At 66.7% G+C, this 17,503-nt stretch carries 17 protein-coding genes; 9 read left to right on the top strand and 8 right to left on the bottom strand.

The annotated features are described in order from the left end of the window. Positions 1 to 35 precede the first annotated feature (35 nt). From ACWDTD_RS00240 to ACWDTD_RS00215, 6 genes are all read left to right on the top strand, one after another. Positions 36 to 236, top strand: a complete 201-nt coding sequence (locus ACWDTD_RS00240) for a hypothetical protein (RefSeq protein WP_449745052.1) — start codon at positions 36 to 38, stop codon at positions 234 to 236. A gap of 255 nt (positions 237 to 491) precedes the next feature. Beyond that, positions 492 to 1,544: a sulfate ABC transporter substrate-binding protein gene (locus tag ACWDTD_RS00235; RefSeq protein WP_449745462.1), complete on the top strand. Its 1,053-nt coding sequence runs from the start codon at positions 492 to 494 to the stop codon at positions 1,542 to 1,544. Next, positions 1,541 to 2,431: a sulfate ABC transporter permease subunit CysT gene (gene cysT / locus ACWDTD_RS00230; protein ID WP_449745051.1), complete on the top strand. Its 891-nt coding sequence runs from the start codon at positions 1,541 to 1,543 to the stop codon at positions 2,429 to 2,431. Before ACWDTD_RS00235 ends, cysT begins: the two co-directional genes overlap by 4 nt. Beyond that, a complete protein-coding gene (cysW, locus tag ACWDTD_RS00225) occupies positions 2,428 to 3,357 on the top strand; it encodes a sulfate ABC transporter permease subunit CysW (RefSeq protein ID WP_449745050.1) in 930 nt (309 codons plus the stop codon). The genes cysT and cysW overlap by 4 nt, the downstream gene beginning before the upstream one ends. Positions 3,358 to 3,359: 2 nt before the next feature. Beyond that, positions 3,360 to 4,355 (top strand): sulfate/molybdate ABC transporter ATP-binding protein, encoded by a 996-nt coding sequence (locus tag ACWDTD_RS00220; RefSeq protein ID WP_449745049.1) that lies wholly within the window; start codon positions 3,360 to 3,362, stop codon positions 4,353 to 4,355. Between the two features lie 119 nt (positions 4,356 to 4,474). Then, the gene (locus tag ACWDTD_RS00215) at positions 4,475 to 5,935 is read left to right on the top strand and encodes an alanine/glycine:cation symporter family protein (RefSeq protein WP_449745048.1); all 1,461 of its coding nucleotides are present in this window, start codon (positions 4,475 to 4,477) and stop codon (positions 5,933 to 5,935) included. Here the strand turns inward: ACWDTD_RS00215 and ACWDTD_RS00210 are convergent. From ACWDTD_RS00210 to ACWDTD_RS00190, 5 genes are read right to left on the bottom strand one after another with little or no spacing between them, the layout of a single operon-like run. Beyond that, positions 5,898 to 6,626: a sirohydrochlorin chelatase gene (locus tag ACWDTD_RS00210; RefSeq protein WP_449745047.1), complete on the bottom strand. Its 729-nt coding sequence runs from the start codon at positions 6,624 to 6,626 to the stop codon at positions 5,898 to 5,900. The two genes, ACWDTD_RS00215 and ACWDTD_RS00210, sit on opposite strands and share 38 nt — an antisense overlap. Continuing rightward, positions 6,623 to 7,933: a sulfate adenylyltransferase subunit 1 gene (locus tag ACWDTD_RS00205; RefSeq protein WP_449745046.1), complete on the bottom strand. Its 1,311-nt coding sequence runs from the start codon at positions 7,931 to 7,933 to the stop codon at positions 6,623 to 6,625. The genes ACWDTD_RS00210 and ACWDTD_RS00205 overlap by 4 nt, the downstream gene beginning before the upstream one ends. Then, entirely contained in the window at positions 7,933 to 8,886 is a 954-nt protein-coding gene (gene cysD, locus ACWDTD_RS00200; protein WP_449745045.1) for a sulfate adenylyltransferase subunit CysD, read from the bottom strand. Before cysD ends, ACWDTD_RS00205 begins: the two co-directional genes overlap by 1 nt. Further along, a complete protein-coding gene (locus ACWDTD_RS00195; RefSeq protein WP_449745044.1) occupies positions 8,883 to 9,659 on the bottom strand; it encodes a phosphoadenylyl-sulfate reductase in 777 nt (258 codons plus the stop codon). Before ACWDTD_RS00195 ends, cysD begins: the two co-directional genes overlap by 4 nt. Beyond that, a complete protein-coding gene (locus tag ACWDTD_RS00190; protein ID WP_449745043.1) occupies positions 9,656 to 11,413 on the bottom strand; it encodes a nitrite/sulfite reductase in 1,758 nt (585 codons plus the stop codon). Before ACWDTD_RS00190 ends, ACWDTD_RS00195 begins: the two co-directional genes overlap by 4 nt. Positions 11,414 to 11,744: 331 nt before the next feature. Between ACWDTD_RS00190 and hemW the strand changes: the two genes are divergently transcribed. After that, a complete protein-coding gene (gene hemW / locus ACWDTD_RS00185) occupies positions 11,745 to 12,968 on the top strand; it encodes a radical SAM family heme chaperone HemW (RefSeq protein ID WP_449745042.1) in 1,224 nt (407 codons plus the stop codon). A gap of 7 nt (positions 12,969 to 12,975) precedes the next feature. On the opposite strand, the gene ACWDTD_RS00180 is transcribed toward hemW, so the two are convergent. After that, a complete protein-coding gene (locus tag ACWDTD_RS00180; RefSeq protein WP_449745041.1) occupies positions 12,976 to 13,446 on the bottom strand; it encodes a MarR family winged helix-turn-helix transcriptional regulator in 471 nt (156 codons plus the stop codon). A gap of 80 nt (positions 13,447 to 13,526) precedes the next feature. Between ACWDTD_RS00180 and ACWDTD_RS00175 the strand changes: the two genes are divergently transcribed. Next, positions 13,527 to 14,594 (top strand): substrate-binding domain-containing protein, encoded by a 1,068-nt coding sequence (locus tag ACWDTD_RS00175; RefSeq protein WP_449745040.1) that lies wholly within the window; start codon positions 13,527 to 13,529, stop codon positions 14,592 to 14,594. Here ACWDTD_RS00175 and ACWDTD_RS00170 read toward each other — a convergent pair. After that, positions 14,582 to 15,670 carry an AAA family ATPase gene (locus tag ACWDTD_RS00170; protein ID WP_449745039.1) on the bottom strand — a complete coding sequence of 363 codons (1,089 nt, stop codon included), beginning with the start codon at positions 15,668 to 15,670 and terminating at the stop codon, positions 14,582 to 14,584. The two genes, ACWDTD_RS00175 and ACWDTD_RS00170, sit on opposite strands and share 13 nt — an antisense overlap. Before the next feature lie 251 nt (positions 15,671 to 15,921). Between ACWDTD_RS00170 and ACWDTD_RS00165 the strand changes: the two genes are divergently transcribed. Continuing rightward, positions 15,922 to 16,959 carry an aliphatic amidase gene (locus ACWDTD_RS00165; RefSeq protein ID WP_449745038.1) on the top strand — a complete coding sequence of 346 codons (1,038 nt, stop codon included), beginning with the start codon at positions 15,922 to 15,924 and terminating at the stop codon, positions 16,957 to 16,959. Between the two features lie 19 nt (positions 16,960 to 16,978). Here the strand turns inward: ACWDTD_RS00165 and ACWDTD_RS00160 are convergent, their stop codons facing one another. After that, positions 16,979 to 17,425, bottom strand: coding sequence for a type II toxin-antitoxin system VapB family antitoxin (locus ACWDTD_RS00160; protein ID WP_449745037.1), 447 nt, complete (start codon positions 17,423 to 17,425; stop codon positions 16,979 to 16,981). Positions 17,426 to 17,503: the final 78 nt, after the last annotated feature.

The raw sequence follows: 17,503 nt of genomic DNA, 5'->3' as shown, positions 1-17,503 counted from the left end.
ACCCGGCGGCGAGTCGGTGAAACGAGGTGAGCGCGGTGACCGGATTCTTCGCCTGGTGGGACGGCGTCGAGGAGTGGCTGACCGGTTTGTCCTTTGTGCCGCAGTTGCTCGTGACGCTTGTGTTCGTCGTCCCGTTCGCCATCGGCGTCGCCGCAGTGCTGAACCTGCTGGTCGACGCCGTCATGAGGTTGCTTGATCGCCGCCGCTTCGCCGACGACGACGGAAAGGGGCTGTGAGTCTGTGATCCGATCGCGAGTCACTTGGGCGCTCCTCGCCCTGGTCGTGCTGGTGGTGTTGGCGTGGTTGCTGACGCGCTGAACAGACCGACGTGCGCGTTCCGGCGTCTTGGGGACGCGGCACGCCGTTGTTAGCGTGATCTGCGTCCGGCGCGATTCCCGTGTTGCCGGTGAATCCGTCGTGGAGGTCTCGTGAGAACCAGTCGCGCCCGCACCTGGCGCACTCCGCTCGTGGTGTGCGCCGTGATCGTCGGTATGGCGGTCGTGGCCGGGTGCGGGGGCGGTTCCACCGACACCCCCGGCGGCGCTGACATCTCCAGCGGCAACCGCCATCTCGATCTGGTTGCCTACGCCACTCCGAAGCCCGGGTTCGACAAGATCATTCCCGCCTTCCGTGACACCCCTGCCGGAGCCGGGATCGGCTTCTCGGTGTCGTATGGGGCGTCGGGGGACCAATCACGCAAGGTGGCCCGTCACGTTCCCGCCGACGTCGTCAACTTCTCCGTCGAACCCGACGTCACTCGTCTGGTCAAGGCGGGACTCGTCGACGAGGACTGGAAGAAGCAGGAACCCAACAACAGCGTTCCGTTCGGGTCGGTGGTGGCACTGGTGGTGCGCAAGGGCAACCCCAAGAACATCCATGACTGGGACGACCTGCTGAAGCCGGGTGTTCAGGTGGTGACCCCCGACCCGGGCAGTTCCGGGTCGGCGAAGTGGAATCTGCTGGCCCCGTTCGCCGCCAAGAGCGCCGGCGGTGTACACCCGCAGGCCGGGCTCGACTACGTCTCGACACTCGTTCGCGACCATGTGAAGGTCCGCCCCAAATCGGGCCGCGAGGCCACCACCACCTTCCAGCAGGGACAGGGCGACGTCCTCATCAGCTACGAGAACGAGGCCATCATGCTCGACCGCAAGAACTCGACGGCGCCGTCCAATCAGCAGATCGACTATGTCATTCCGCCGCAGACCTTCAAGATCGAGAATCCGGTGGCCGTGGTCAACACCTCGAAGGATCTGCCCGCCGCGCGCTCGTTCGTCGACTTCCTCTTTACCGACGAGGCCCAACTGATCTGGGCGCGACAGGGATTCCGTCCTGTGGTGCCGTCGGTGGTGGCGGACACCGCCGACCTGTTCCCCGGAAAGATCGAAAAGCTCTGGACCATCAAGCAACTCGGTGCGCAACTCGGGAAAGGCACGGCCGCGAAGAACAAGGGCAAAGACCTGACCGGGTGGAAGGCCGTGGACAATGCCCTGTTCGGGTCCAAGGGGGCCATCACCGAGATCTACAACGCCGGAGGAAAGCAATGACCGCGAGCCGAGGTGTGGCCGCGCCGGTCACCGGCGGCGCCGCAGCGAACACGGGCGCACAGCCGCCGAAGGGCTTCCTGGGACGTTCGCGCACGTTCGCCGGTGTCAGCCCGCTCGCCGTCGGCACCGCGTGGCTGTGGCTCAGCGTCATCGTGCTGCTGCCACTCGCCGCGATCACCGTGCAGTCCTTCGACAACGGGTGGAGCGGTTTCTGGGATGCGATCAGCGACCCCAACGCCGTCGACGCGATCTGGATCACCGTTGTGGTGTCGGTGGTGGCCGCCGCGATCAACGTGGTGTTCGGCACGCTGATCGCCTGGGTGCTGGTCCGTGACGAGTTCCCCGGCAAGGGCTTCGTCAATGCGATCATCGACCTCCCCTTCGCACTTCCGACCATCGTCGCGAGTCTGGTGCTGCTCTCGCTCTACGGACCCAACAGCCCCATCGACGTGCACCTGTCGGCCACCAAACCCGCACTTGTCATCGCGCTGACCTTCGTCACGCTGCCGTTCGTGGTGCGGCAGGTACAGCCGGTGCTGATCGAACTCGACACCGACGTCGAGGAGGCGGCGGCCGTCCTCGGTGCAAAGAACGCGACGATCTTCACCAAGATCGTCCTGCCCGCCCTGCTGCCCGCGATCCTGACCGGAGCCGGCCTCGCCTTCACCCGCGCGATCGGCGAGTTCGGTTCGGTGGTGCTCATCGGTGGCAACATCCCGGGCAAGACCCAGGTGGCCTCGCAGTACATCCAGCAGCAGATCGAGATCGACGAACCGGTGAACGCGGCCGCGATCTCGGTGGTGTTGCTGCTGATCGCCTTCGTCGCTCTGCTCATCCTCCGCCTCGTCGGACGCAGACAGTCCACCCGTGAGGAGCAGGACCGATGAAACTGTCGCCGCTGACCCGGTACGGACTGCGCACCATCGCGCTGGTCTACCTCTTCGTGCTGCTGCTGGTGCCCGTCGGGCTGATCTTCTGGCGCGCGTTCTCCCACGGATTTCTTCAGTTCTGGCACTGGATCACCACGCCCGCGGCGATCTCGGCCCTGCAACTGAGCCTGCTGATCGTGGTGATCGTGGTGCCGCTCAACGTCATCTTCGGGGTGATCATCGCGCTCGCCCTGGCCCGTGGACGATTCCCGGGCAAGGGGGTCCTGCAGGCCGTCGTCGACCTCCCGTTCGCGGTGTCGCCGGTGGTGGCCGGCGTGGCGCTGATCCTGCTCTGGGGGTACGGGGGGTGGTTCGGCGGTGTGGAGAGTCTGGGCTTCCGGGTGATCTTCGGCTTCCCCGGTCTCGTGCTCGCCACACTGTTCGTGACACTGCCCTTTGTGGCGCGTGAGGTGGAACCGGTGCTCCGCGAGATCGGTACCGAACAGGAGCAGGCTGCCGCCACCCTCGGCGCCAACCGCTGGCAGATCTTCTGGCGGGTCACCCTGCCCGCGATCCAGTGGGGGCTGACCTATGGCATCGTGCTGACCGTCGCCCGCTCGCTCGGCGAGTTCGGTGCGGTCACCATGGTGTCGTCGAACTATCCCGGCATCTCGCAGACACTCACGCTGCTGGTGAACTCCCGCTACACCGACGACTACAACGAGTACGGCGCGTATGCCGCCGCGACACTGCTGATGCTGGTGGCGATCCTGGTGTTGGTGGCGATGTCGTTGATCGAGCGACGAGCCAAGAGCAGGCTCGCCGAAGCGAGTACGAGCACCGTCTCCGGCGACGCGACAGTGGCAGAAGCTCGGCTCACCCCTCCGCACGGCCCCGAAGAACTCGATGCGCGACAGGTCGTCACGCAGAAGGAAGGCGTCTGAACATGTCCATCTCGGTGACCGGCGCCAACAAGCGCTACGGTGATTTCGCCGCCCTCGACGACGTCTCGATCGAGATCCCGGGCGGCTCTCTGACGTCGCTGCTGGGGCCGTCGGGTTCGGGGAAGTCGACGCTGCTGCGGGCGATCGCGGGTCTCGACGAACTCGACTCCGGAACAATCGTCATCAACGGCGACGATGTGTCCGGTGCGTCGCCCCAGAAGCGCGACATCGGTTTCGTCTTCCAGCACTACGCCGCATTCAAACACCTCAATGTGCGCGACAACATCGCGTTCGGACTCAAGATCCGCAAACGGTCGCGCAAGGAGATCGACGCCAAGGTCGATGAATTGCTCGAGGTGGTGGGACTCCAGGTGTTCCAGAAGCGTTATCCCGCACAGCTTTCCGGTGGCCAACGACAGCGCATGGCTCTTGCGCGCGCGCTGGCGGTGGACCCGAAGGTGTTGTTGCTCGACGAACCGTTCGGCGCGCTCGACGCGAAGGTGCGCGAGGATCTGCGCAAGTGGTTGCGGCGCCTGCACGACGAGATGCACGTGACCACGGTGCTGGTGACGCACGACCAGCAGGAAGCCCTCGACGTGAGCGACCGGATCGCGGTGCTCAACAAGGGGCGGATCGAACAGATCGGGACACCCGACGATCTCTATGATCGGCCGGTCAATCCGTTCGTCGCGTCGTTCCTGGGGTCCACCGTCCGGCTCAACGGAGAACTGGTGCGACCGCACGACATTCGCATCGGCCGCAATCCGCAACTCGCGCTGCCCGCTGCCGACGTGGCGCTCGACACCGGGGTGATCAAGGCGACGGTCATCCGGGTGGTGAACCTCGGCTTCGAGACCCGTGTGGAACTGGTGGCCGCGGCCACCGGCGACGAGTTCCAGGCGCAGATCACCCGCGGTGACGCCAACGCGCTGCACCTGCAGCCGGGGGAGACCATCTACGCCCGCGCCACCAAGGTTCCCGCGCTCGACCGGATCTGAGCGTCACCCATTCGCCGTCGTCGGGGCGAGGAAAGTCCGCGAACACCGAAATTGCGGTTCGCGGATTGCTGGTTCACGGTAACCCTGCGGGTCGTGCACCGCGCTCGTAGAATTCGCCAATGGACACGTTGAACGATGTGATTCTCACCGCGGGTGATCACCTGTGGACCTGGATAGTGGTTCCCGTTGTCGTGTGCCTCGCCGTTTACTTCACCGTGCGTACGCGCGCGGTACAGATTCGCCTCCTGCCCGAGATGTTCCGTGTCCTCGGCGACAAGACGCCGGTCGGCGCAGACGGTGAGCCGCAATCGGTTTCGTCGTTCCAGGCGTTCTGCATCTCTGCTGCCTCGCGCGTCGGGGTGGGCAATATCGCGGGGGTGGGCACGGCTATCGCGGTGGGCGGCCCCGGTGCCGTGTTCTGGATGTGGCTGATGGCTCTCGGCGGTGCGGCGTCGGCTTTCATCGAATCGACCCTCGCCCAGCTGTACAAGATTCGCGATCCCGACGGATTCCGGGGCGGACCCGCCTATTACATGGAACGCGGTCTACGAGCGCGCTGGATGGGGATCCTGTTCGCGATCATCCTCGTCGTGTGCTTTCCGTTCGCCTTCAGCTCACTGCAGGCCAACACCATTGCGGCCTCGGTGAGGGGCACGATCGGTTCCGACGCCACGTGGATCAACTGGGTGATGGGCGTGGTGGTGGCGTCGTTGGCGGCGCTGGTCGTGTTCGGCGGCGTCCGGCGCATCGGCGTGGTGACCGAGCGGCTGGTGCCGTTGATGGCGGTCCTGTATCTGCTGCTGGGCATCGCGGTGGTCGTGGTGAACATCGGCCGGCTACCCGAGGTGGTCGCGGAGATCTTCTCCGACGCGTTCGGCCCGAACGAGGTGGTCGGCGCGACCTTCGGCTACGTCATCATGACGGGTGTCAAGCGGGGAATGTTCTCCAACGAGGCCGGATTGGGGTCGGCACCCAACGCCGGTGCCTCGGCTGCTGTCACCCATCCGGTGAAGCAGGGTTTGGTGCAGTCGCTCGGTGTCTATTTCGACACGTTTCTGATCTGCTCGATCACCGCGTTCATCATCTTGGTCTCCGTGCCCGATCTCGGCACGGCCTCCAAGGGTATCGGCCTGACCCAGGGTGGGCTGGAATCGGCGCTGGGATCGTGGACCCACGTCGCGCTGAGCATCATCGTTTTCCTGTTGGCGTTCTCCTCGATACTCGGGAATTACTACTACGGCGAGTCCAATATCGAGTTCCTGGGGGCACACCGCGCGATGCTCACCGTCTATCGCGTTCTGGCGGTCCTTGCGGTATTCGCGGGTTCGGTGGCCTCGTCGGATCTGGTGTGGAACCTGGCCGACGGCATCATGGGCGTGATGGCGCTCATCAATCTCATCGCCATCGCGTTGCTGTCCGGCATCGCATTCAAGCTGCTCGCCGACTTCACGCGTCAGCGGCGGGCAGGGCGCGATCCCATCTTCACCCGCGATCGGCTTCCCGAGGTGGGTGGCGTCGAATGCTGGGAGGACGAGGATACGGTCACCGGACCGATGAACGCGGTGTCTCCCGCCGGCTGAGGCCTCGGGCGTACGCCTCGGCGACAGCGGATACCAGTTGCGGGTGTGCGCCGATCGGTCCGGCCACCAATGCGCCTGGGGCCCAACGGTCCAGGGCGTTCTCGACGCGTTCGGTGAGCAGCCCTGCGGACAGGAAGTAGGGACTGAGAACGATGCGGGTGCACCCGGCCGTGTGCAGGCGACGAATCGCGGTGCGCAGCGCGAGGTCTCCGGTGCCCAGCCGGGTCCCGAACACGACGTCCACCGGATGGTGAAGCATGGTGGACAGCTCGATGGCGCGACGTCGGACCATCGAGGCCGCCGACGGGTTCGTGGACCCGACCGCGGTCAGCACGATACCGTCGCCGCGGCGCAGACCCGCTTCGCGCAATCGGTCGGCCAGGGCTGTGGTGAGCCCGTGTGCACCGACGACGTCGGTGCACACCACCGGATGAGTGGCGTGTTCTCGCACGATCGAGGGAACATCGACCTCACTGTGGTGGCCGGGTGCCAACAGCAGCGGCACGACGACGGCTGCTCCCGACATCCGCGCCAGTGCCTCGGAGGTCAGCGGCCGGTCGAGGTCCAGGTACGACAACTGCACGTCGACCGCGGGTAACCGCTCGGCCACCGCCGCCCGAACCCGCCGGGCGGTGTCGGCGAAACGCGGATCGCGGGAGCCGTGGGCCACCAGCAGCAGTGCCGGTGTCACACCAGCTCTTTGAGGTGCAGCGTCGACAACGCGTCACCCACCAGCCCGGCCGCCAGGGTGTTGCCGCCCTGCGGGTCGATCAGCAGAAAGCTGCCCGACTCGCGACTGACCTGGTAATCGTCGGCCGGAATCGGCTCGGCGGTCTGCACAGAGATCCGTCCGATCTGGTTGAGCTCCACCGTTTCCGGGACCTCCACCAGTGTCAGATTCTGTTCGTCGAACAGCGCATCGAGACCACCGACGATCGCTTGGGTGGTCTTGGTGCCGTGCTTGAGCAGCAGCCGCGCGCCGGGACGCAACGGCTTTTCGGCGAGCCAGCAAACCGTCGCGGTGAACTGCTGCACGGGTTCCGGTGCGTCGGAGACCCCGGCGATCACGTCGCCGCGCGAGATGTCGACGTCGTCGGCGAGCAGCAGTGTCACGCTGCGGCCGGTGTGCGCGGTGGCCATCGGGCCGTCGGCGGTGTCGATCTGGGTGACGGTGGTGCGGCTACCCGACGGCAGCACCACGATCTCGTCGCCCACCGATACCCGGCCGGCGGCGATCTGACCGGCGTAGCCGCGATAGTCGGGGAACTCGGGCGTCCGCGGACGGATCACGTACTGCACCGGGAATCGCAGACCGACCTCGTCGTGGCGTTCGGTGGCATTGGGCACGGTCTCGAGGTGCTCGATGAGTGTGGGGCCGTCGTAGAACGGGGTGTTGGCCGAGCGGGTCGCGACGTTGTCGCCGTGTAGCGCCGACACCGGGATCGCCTGCACCTGCTCGGGTGTCCAGCCCAGCGACCCGGTGAGCTCGGCGAACTCGGCCGAGATCTCGGCGAACACGTCGGCGGCACTGTCCACCAGGTCGATCTTGTTGACCGCCAACACCAACTGCGGAACACCGAGCAGCGCCATCACTGCGGCGTGGCGGCGCGTCTGGGACACCACGCCGTTGCGGGCGTCCACCAGCAGGATCACCAACTGGGCGGTCGATGCGCCCGACACCGTGTTGCGGGTGTACTGCACGTGACCCGGCGTGTCGGCGAGCACGAATGACCGTGCGGGCGTGGCGAAGTAGCGGTAGGCGACATCGATGGTGATGCCCTGTTCGCGTTCGGCGCGCAGGCCGTCGACGAGCAGCGAGAGGTCGGGCCCTTCGAGGCCGCGGTCGACAGAGGCCTTGGTGACCGCGTCGATCTGGTCGGCCAGAACCGATTTCGTGTCGTAGAGCAGCCGACCCACCAGCGTCGACTTGCCGTCGTCGACGCTGCCTGCGGTGGCGATGCGGAGCAGATCGGGAACGTGCCCGAAGGTCGATGCCATCAGAAATATCCTTCGCGTTTACGGTCTTCCATCGCCGCCTCCGACACCCGGTCGTCGCCGCGGGTGGCGCCGCGCTCGGTCAGCCGTGATGCGGCGACCTCGGCGAGCACGGCCTCGTTGGTTGTGGCCTCCGACAGCACCGCACCCGTCGACGAACCGTCGCCGACGGTGCGGTAGCGCACGGAGAGTCGTTGCACCTCTTCGCCTTCGCGGGGTCCGCCCCACGAGCCGGCCGTCATCCACATGCCGTCCCGCAGGAACACCTCACGCTGGTGCGCGTAGTAGATCGGTGGCAGCAACACCTGCTCGCGGCTGATGTAGCGCCACACGTCGAGTTCGGTCCAGTTCGACAGCGGGAACACCCGCACGTGCTCACCCGGGGCGTGACGCCCGTTGTACAGATTCCACAGCTCGGGACGCTGCCGCTTGGGGTCCCACTGTCCGAAGGCGTTGCGCAGCGAGAAGATCCGCTCCTTGGCGCGTGAACGCTCCTCGTCGCGGCGGCCGCCACCGAACACCGCGTCGAACCGGTTCTCGGTGATCGCGTCGAGCAGCGGAATGGTCTGCAGCGGGTTGCGCACACCGTCGGGACGTTCGGTGAGGCGACCATCGGCGAGGTAATCCTCGACCTTGGCCACGTGCAGGCGCAGGTTGTGGCGCTCGACCACCTCGTCGCGGAACTGCAGCACCTCCGGCAGGTTGTGTCCGGTGTCCACGTGCAGCAGCGAGAAGGGCAGGGGTGCCGGCCAGAACGCCTTGAGCGCCACGTGCAGCAGCACGGTGGAGTCCTTGCCGCCGGAGAACAGGATCACCGGTCGCTCGAATTCGCCTGCCACCTCGCGGAAGATGTGGATGGCCTCGGATTCCAGCGCGTCGAGCGTGGTGAACTCGTCTGCGGTCTCGCGGGACGAGGTCTCGGGCGACGTGCCGGTGGTGGAGTCGGTGAGAGTCATGCGTGCAATCCACATTCTGTCTTGGCGCGACCGGCCCAGCGGCCGCTGCGCGGATCGGATCCGGGTTCGGGTTTGGCGGTGCACGGTGCGCAGCCGATCGACGGGTACCCCTCGTCGACCAAAGGGTTGACCAGTACACCGTGGGAGTCGATGTAGTCCTGCATTGTCTCGTCCGACCACGGCGCGATCGGGTTGATCTTCACCAGGCCGAAGCCCTCGTCGAAGGAGATCAACGGCGCGTTGGCCCGGGTCGGCGCCTCCACCCGGCGAATACCGGTGACCCAGGCGTCGTATCCGGAGAGTCCGGCCCGCAACGGCATCACCTTGCGCAGTCGGCAGCACTCTCCCGGGTCGCGGGCGAACAGGTTGCGGCCCAACAGTTCATCTTGCTGGGCCACGCTGTGTTCCGGAGTCAGGTTGACCATCTCCACGCCGGGACGGGCGAGGCGTTCGGCGCCGTGGTTGTAGACCTGTTCGACGGCGTCACGGGTACCGATGGTCTCGGCGAAGTGGTAACCGGTGTCGAGGAAGAGGATCTTCACCGCACCGCCCACCAGGTCGCGATCCACGTGGTTGACGGCCAGGTCCACCAGGGCCGCGTCCTGCATGTTGGAGGCCACCACGAAGTTGTCGCCGAAGGTCTCCGCGGTCCAGCGCAGCAGGTCTTCGGGCGATGCCTCGGCGCCGAGTTCGTGGGCGCCGCGTGTGGCGATCTCGCGCAGTTCGTCCTCGGTGAAGCGTCGACCGGTGCGGGCGGTGGTCGTCGTGCTCATCGCAGTGCCTCCTCGTCGGCGCGAACGGCCCATTGTGCGAACCGTTCCCCGTCTTCGCGTTGTGCCACGAAGTTGCGGACGACGCGTTCGATGTAGTCGCCGAGCTCGGTGGACACCACCTTGTGCTGGCGCAGTTTGCGGCCGAATCCGGCGTCCTGGCCGAGGCTGCCGCCGAGGTGGACCTGGAAGCCCTCGGTGGTGGTGCCGTCGGCGTTGTCGACGAGTTGTCCCTTGAATCCGATGTCGGCGATCTGGGCGCGGGCACAGGAATTCGGGCAGCCGTTGATGTTGATCGTGATCGGCACGTCGAGTCCGGCGTTGATGTCGGCCAGCCGCTTCTCGAGTTCGGGCACGAGCACCTGCGAGCGTTTACGGGTCTCGGTGAAGGAGAGTTTGCAGAACTCGATTCCACTGCACGCCATCAGGTTTCGTCGCCACATCGATGGCCGCGCGTTCAGTCCGAGCTCGCCGAGTTCGGCGATCAGCGCTTCCACCTTGTCGTCGGCGACGTCGAGGATCACCAGCTTCTGGTACGGCGTGAAACGGATGCGGTCCGAACCGGCGCGGGCGGCGGCGTCGGCGACCGCGGTCAGGATGGTTCCCGACACCCGGCCGGCGATCGCGGCGAAACCGACGGAGTTGGTGCCGTTCTTGAGTTTCTGCACTCCGACGTGGTCGCGAGGTGCGGTCAGCGGTTCCGGTGCGGGCCCGTCGATCAGCGTGCGGCCGAGGTACTCCTGCTCGAGCACCTCGCGGAACTTCTCCACGCCCCAGTCCTTGAGCAGGAACTTCAGCCGCGCCTTGGTGCGCAGCCGACGGTAGCCGTAGTCGCGGAAGATGCTGACCACGGCCTCCCACACGTCGGGCACCTCGTCGAGCGGCACCCACACGCCGAGTCGTTGCGCGAGCATCGGATTGGTCGACAGTCCGCCACCGACCCACACGTCGAGTCCCGGGCCGTGCTCGGGGTGCTCCACGCCGATGAATGCGATGTCGTTGACCTCGTGCGGCACATCCTGCAGGCCGGAGATCGCGGTTTTGAACTTGCGCGGCAGGTTCGAGTACTGCGGATCGCCGATGTAGCGCCGCACGATCTCGTCGATCGCCGGAGTCGGGTCGAGCACCTCGTCGACGGCCTCGCCGGCGAGCGGGGAGCCCAGGATGATGCGGGGGCAATCGCCGCACGCTTCGGTGGTCTGGAGTCCCACGCCCTCCAGACGCTCCCAGATGGTGGGGACGTCTTCGATGCGGATCCAGTGATACTGGACGTTCTCGCGATCGGAGAGGTCGGCGGTGTCGCGGGCGAACTCGGTGGAGATCTCCCCGAGGGTGCGCAACTGTTCGGCGGTGAGGGCACCCGCGTCGCAGCGCACCCGCATCATGAAGTGGTTGTCCTCGAGGATGTCGATGTTCTCGTCGCCGGTCCAGGTGCCGTCGTAGCCCTGCGCACGCTGCGTGTACAAACCCCACCAGCGCATGCGGCCGCGCAGGTCCTGCTTGTCGATGGAGTCGAAGCCGCGGTGGGCGTAGATGTTCTCGATGCGCGCCCGCACGTTGAGCGGATTGTCGTCCTTCTTGATCTGCTCATTGGGATTGAGCGGTTCGCGATAGCCGAGCTTCCACTGGCCTTCGGCGCGGCGCTTGGCTGGCCGGGGCTTGCGGGCGGGGCGTTCCCCCGTGGCGGATGCGCGGGCCGGACGCTCGGGTGTGGGCTCGGCGTCGGAGGTGGAGGGCGCGTCGGTGGTGGACGTCATGAATACTCCTGGCCGGCGGCAGGCACCGGCGATCGTGGCACGGGCGAGGGGCTGTGCGTGCGGGCATCCCGGGCGCGACGACGCAGGCGAGCGTCATGCATGGAGGGGACCTTCGAGGCCGGCAGCGTCGTCAGATGCGACAGAAAGCGCTGCACACGCGCTTGAGGTCGATGTGGCGCCGCGCGGCGAGCCACACCCCGGGAGAAGTCATGTCACCCATGGTGCCATGCTGACGACGCCCGCGTCTACTTGCGGATACTTTGCGTCACGCTGAGGGAAAGCGCCCGAGCGCGGTGTCCGGGCACGTCGCGCGCATCATGGAGGGCATGTCATGGCGAGGAGAACGGGTGTGGTGACCTCGATCCTTGCCGACGATCTCGCCGCCGTGGGCGGGGCGTGCGCAGACGCCGATCCGGCGACCGCTTTCGGGCTGTACGTCCACGTCCCGTTCTGCGCGACCCGCTGCGGCTACTGCGACTTCAACACCTATACCGCCGGCGAATTGGGTAGTGCGTCGTCGCCGTCGACCTGGCACGACGCGGTGGAACGCGAACTGGATCTGGCCGCCGGGATGCTCGGTGCCGACCGCCCGGTCTCCACGGTGTTCGTCGGTGGCGGCACCCCGTCGCTCCTCGGTGCCGACGGCCTGGCGCGGCTGCTCGATGGGGTGCGTTCACGGTTCGATCTGACCCGTGACGCCGAGGTCACCACCGAATCCAATCCGGAATCCACCTCGCCGGCGTTCTTCGACGGGCTCCTCGAGGCCGGCTTCACCCGCATCTCGCTGGGTATGCAATCGGCGGCGCCGCATGTGCTCGCCGCGCTCGACCGCACCCACAGCCCAGGCCGGGCCGTCGCGGCGGCGCGCGAGGCCGCCGCCGCGGGCTTCGCGCACGTCAACCTCGACCTCATCTACGGCACCCCGGGTGAGACCGACGCCGACCTGGACGTCAGCATCGATGCGGTGCTCTCGACCCCGGTCGACCACGTGTCGGCGTATGCGCTGATCGTGGAGGACGGCACCGCGCTGGCCCGCCGTATCCGGCGCGGTGAGATGCCCGCCCCCGACGACGACGTTCTCGCCGACCGGTACGTGCGACTCGATGAACGGCTGCGCGACAACGGGTTCGATTGGTACGAGGTGTCGAACTGGGCGCGGTCCCCGCAGGCGGAGTGCCGGCACAATCTGGGGTACTGGCACGGTGCCGATTGGTGGGGGATCGGCCCTGGTGCGCATTCGCATGTGAACGGGGTGCGGTGGCACAACGTCAAACATCCGGCGCGGTATGCGGCCGAACTCGCCGCGGGGCGGCTACCGGTGGCGTCCTCGGAGACGTTGACGGCCGCCGACCGTCACACCGAAGAGGTGATGCTGCGGATGCGATGCCGCGACGGTTTGCCGACGTCGGTGCTCGACGCGGACGAGATCGGCGGTGCTCGCCGGCTGTGCGCGGACGGTCTGCTCGTGGCGATCGCCGATCGTTACGTCCTGACCGATCGGGGTCGTCTCCTTGCCGACGGCGTGATCCGAGACATCCTGCTGGCCGGGGAGTGAGTGCGGGTCACCCGACCGTGGGCTCGGAGGCGATGCGCCTCAAGGCATCCTGCAGGCCGACGTATCCTCGCGGGCCGAGCGAGCGCGCGATCTCGTGTTGGGCCGTCCGCTCCGCGTCGGTGATCGGTGCGACCGACCGTCGGCCGCGGGCGCTGAGGAACACCACCACCCGACGCCGGTCGGTGGGATCGGCTCGCCGGTAGACCGTGCCCGAGGACACCAGCCGATCGACCGTGCGGGTACAGGTGGCGGCCGGAAGCACCGCCAGGGTGGCCAGTTCGGTCATGGTGTGGCCGCCGCCGGCGGTGAGTACGCAGATGATCCGCCACTGTTCCGGCGTGATGCGCAGGGCGGCGAGCTCGGCCGACACCCCCGATTCGATCTGACGGGCCGCACGTAGCAACTGCAGCAGCAGAGTGGTTTCCGCCCCGTCGTCGGCTCGCCGGTCGCGCACGTCGGGTGTAGTCTGGCCGCTCATCGTCGATCCGCCCTGCGCATCGGTGCCCACCCGGGTCGACGGACGGTGGAGATGGGGTTCGCGCACGTCAGGGGGGTCCGATGGCGAATCGCGAACGACCTGTCCGGATCGCCTTCGTGGTGCCGCTGACGGGTTCGGCGGGCATCTTCGGCCCGTCGTGCGAGGCTTCGGGCGAGTTGGCCGTTGCCGAATTGCATTCGCGCAGTGGCATTCTGGGTCACGCCGTCGAGTTGATCATGGTCGATGGAGGCCGTGCCCCACAGTTGGTGGCCGCCGAGGTCGCCGCCCTGTGGCATGCCGGCCTTGTCGACGCGATCGCGGGGTGGCACATATCCGCGGTCCGCAAGGCGATCCTGCGACGGCTGGGCGGCCAGGTGCCCTATGTGTACGCGGCGTTGCACGAAGGCGAGTTTCGCACACCCGGGCTGTTCATGACCGGCGAGGCGCCGGAAAGCCAAGTGCTGCCGGGCCTCGACTGGCTCGCGCGCGAACGCGGTGCCCGCCGGTGGTGTGTGGTCGGCAACGACTACGTGTGGCCCCGGCAACTCGCGGGCCGGGCGGCAGTGCATCTCGCCGGCGCCGGCCTGACCCACCTCGGGTCGATGTTCCTGCCGCTCGGTATCGGCGACTTTTCCGGCACATACACATGGCTCGAGATGTGCGGCGCCGACGCGGTTCTGGTGCTGCTCGTCGGCGACGACGCGGTCCGGTTCGGTCGAGGGTTCGCCCGCCGCGGACTCGATCAGGTGATGCTGCGATTCAGCCCCATCCTCGAGGAGAATCAAGTGCTCGGCATGGGTGCCACCGCGACCTCCAACATGTATGCCGCCGCAGGGTTCTTCGATTCCCTCGTCACGAGCGAAACGGTAGACTTCGCCGGTCGTTACCACCGACTGCACGGGCCGGATGCGCCCGTGCTCAACAGCATCGGGCAGTCCTGTTTCGACGCGATCACCGTACTCGCCGAATTGGCCGACCGGGCAGGCTCGTTGACGGTGTCGGGCATGGAGCGTGCCGCGGCCCGCGTCGTGGTGGAGGGTCCTCGTGGGGCGCTCCATCTCGACGGGGGGACAACCGATCAGGACGTGTACCTCGCCGTTGCCGACCAACTCGATCTCGACGTGCTCGCGCGTATTCATGTGGCCTGACCGTCGGGCGCGGTCGGTCCGGTCCCGCCATCGGCGGGGCCGGCCGAGACCACGATCGCTCCCGCACGCACCGACGCATGCAGGTGTAGTGGGCCGTCACCGGGGGTGCTGCCGACGATCGCCTCGGCGATCGGCGCATGCAGGCCCAGGCGTATGGTGCGGTGCAGATTTCGTGCACCGTACACCGGGTCGAACCCCGACTCCGCGAGGTGCGCTCGGAGCTGCGGGTCGGCGTCCCAGGTGATGCCACGGGTACGCAGGCGGTCGGTGAGGCGGCCGAGTTCGAGATCGACTATCGCCGCGGCGGTGATCTCGTCGAGGGCATCGAAACGGACGATCTCGTCGAACCGGTTGTAGAGCTCCGGGTCGAAGAAGTCCTCCACCGCGCGGAGCACCGGATCGTCGGCCGGCGACGCGCCGCGGCGACGTGTCCACCATCGCCTGCCGAACTCGCCGCGATGACGTGATGCGATCTCGGCCGACCCGAGGTTCGATGTGAGCAAGACGATCGCGTTGCGGAAATCGATGGTCGAGGTGCCCGCGGTGAGGCGCAGGGTGCCGGTGTCGAGGATCTGCAGCAGCGAACGCAGCACCGTCGTATGGGCCTTCTCCACCTCGTCGAACAACACGATTCCGGGGCGAGAGATGTTGCCCTCCACCAGCTCCCGGTCGAACAGCGTGTACTGTTCCTTGGCACCCGAATAGCCCGGCGGTGCGCCCGAGAGGGAGGCCGCGTAGTGCTCCTGGGCGAGTGAGTTCATGTCGATGCGACACAGCTTGTCGGGGTCTCCGGTGATCTCGGCCGCCAGCCGCCGCGCCAGTTCGGTCTTGCCGACTCCGGTGGGCCCGACGAACAGCAGCGAGGCGATCGGCCGGTGGGGGTCACGGATGCCCGCGGCGGCGATCGTCAAACCGCGAACCACCGCCTCGATCGCGTGATCCTGTCCGATGATGGCCGACTCGAGGTTTGTCTTCAGGCGCTGCGGCGATGTCGCCCGCCCCATCCGGAACGATCCCGAACCCGCGGTGGGGCCGGAGTTCAGGTCGTTGACCTTGGAAGACAGATACCCCGACACGTCCCATCACCTCCGCACCGACCGTGCATTCTTCCGACGAACTGTTTCCGAATGAAAGCAGAAGAACGCGACATGCGCACGCCGTCGCGCGTGCTCGGAGATCGAAGCGCGCCTCAAAACCGTGTCATGTCACCGGGTTCACACGTCATGGCAATCCGCGCGTAACGGTGCGGGGATTAACCTGGCATCTCAGATGCTTCCGAACGGAAGTAATTGACTGGTCCGGTGCACACCGGTCGAGAGGAGTACGCATGCGACACGGAGACATCTCGTCGAGCCCGGACACCGTCGGCGTGGCAGTGGTGAACTACAAGATGCCGCGGCTGCACACGAAAGCCGACGTCCTCGACAACGCCCGCAAGATCGCCGACATGGTGGTCGGCATGAAGACGGGTCTGCCGGGGATGGATCTCGTTGTCTTCCCGGAGTATTCGACGATGGGCATCATGTACGACACCGAGGAGATGTATGCGACCGCCGCGACCATTCCCGGCGACGAGACCGACATCTTCGCCAAGGCGTGTCGTGACGCGAAGACGTGGGGGGTGTTCTCGATCACCGGCGAACGCCACGAGGATCATCCCGCGAAGCCCCCGTACAACACGCTGGTCCTGATCAACGACGAAGGCGAGATCGTGCAGAAGTACCGCAAGATCCTGCCGTGGACTCCGATCGAGGGGTGGTATCCCGGTGGGCAGACCTACGTCACCGACGGCCCGAAGGGGCTCAAGATCTCGCTGATCATCTGCGACGACGGCAACTATCCCGAGATCTGGCGCGATTGCGCGATGAAGGGTGCCGAACTCATCGTGCGGCCGCAGGGCTACATGTACCCGGCCAAGGAGCAGCAGGTGCTGATGGCCAAGGCGATGGCGTGGGCCAACAACTGCTACGTCGCCGTGGCCAACGCGACCGGTTGGGACGGCGTCTACACATACTTCGGTCACAGCGCCATCATCGGATTCGACGGAAGGACCCTCGGCGAGTGCGGCGAGGAGGACTACGGAATCCAGTACGCGCAACTGTCGTTGTCGACGATCCGCGACGCGCGCCACTTCGACCAGTCCCAGAATCATCTGTTCAAGCTCCTGCACCGCGGCTACACCGGCGTGCTGGCCGGCGGTGACGGTGACAAGGGAGTTGCCGAATGCCCGTTCGACTTCTATCGCAACTGGGTGAACGACGCGCAGGCAACACAGGCCGCTGTCGAGGAGATCACCAGGGACACGATCGGGGTGGCGGAGTGCCCGGTGTACGACCTGCCGTCGGAGAAGACCCTGGAGGTGTGAGAAACCGCCGCCCGGCGGCTCACCAGGCGGGCGGCGGTGCCGACCAACCGGTGGATCGGGCGCCGCGACGGTGCGCGCCACCTCTGCCGGGTGCGTCGGCCCGTGCCGCCGGAATCGGGCCGGTGTCGTCGAGTTGATCCTCCAGTGGCGCGGCCGTCGGGCGCAGATCATAGGCATCGAGATCGAGCAGCCGGGCGTGGATGATGTGCCGGTTGCGTAGCGCCGATCGCACCGCCCGATGCAGTCCGTCCTCGAGATACATCTCCCCGTGCCAGCGCACCACGTGCGAGAACAGGTCGCCGTAGAACGTCGAGTCCTCGCTCAGCAACTTGTCCAGGGCCAACACGGTGGTGACCGTGGTCAGTTCGTCGAGGCGCAGCTGCCGGGGCGGGATCTTGGCCCAGCCGCGATGGGAGAGTCCGTGCTCGGGATAGGGCTTTCCCTCCCGCACACCCTTGAAGATCATCCCGGTTTCCTTTTCCGCCCGGCGGCGTCCGTCGAGGCCGACCGCCGGTGACCCGCGACTCGATGCCGCGTGGAGGCC

The organism is Gordonia sp. NPDC003425, assembly GCF_053588635.1.
This window is presented reverse-complemented; position numbering and strand designations above follow the sequence as displayed.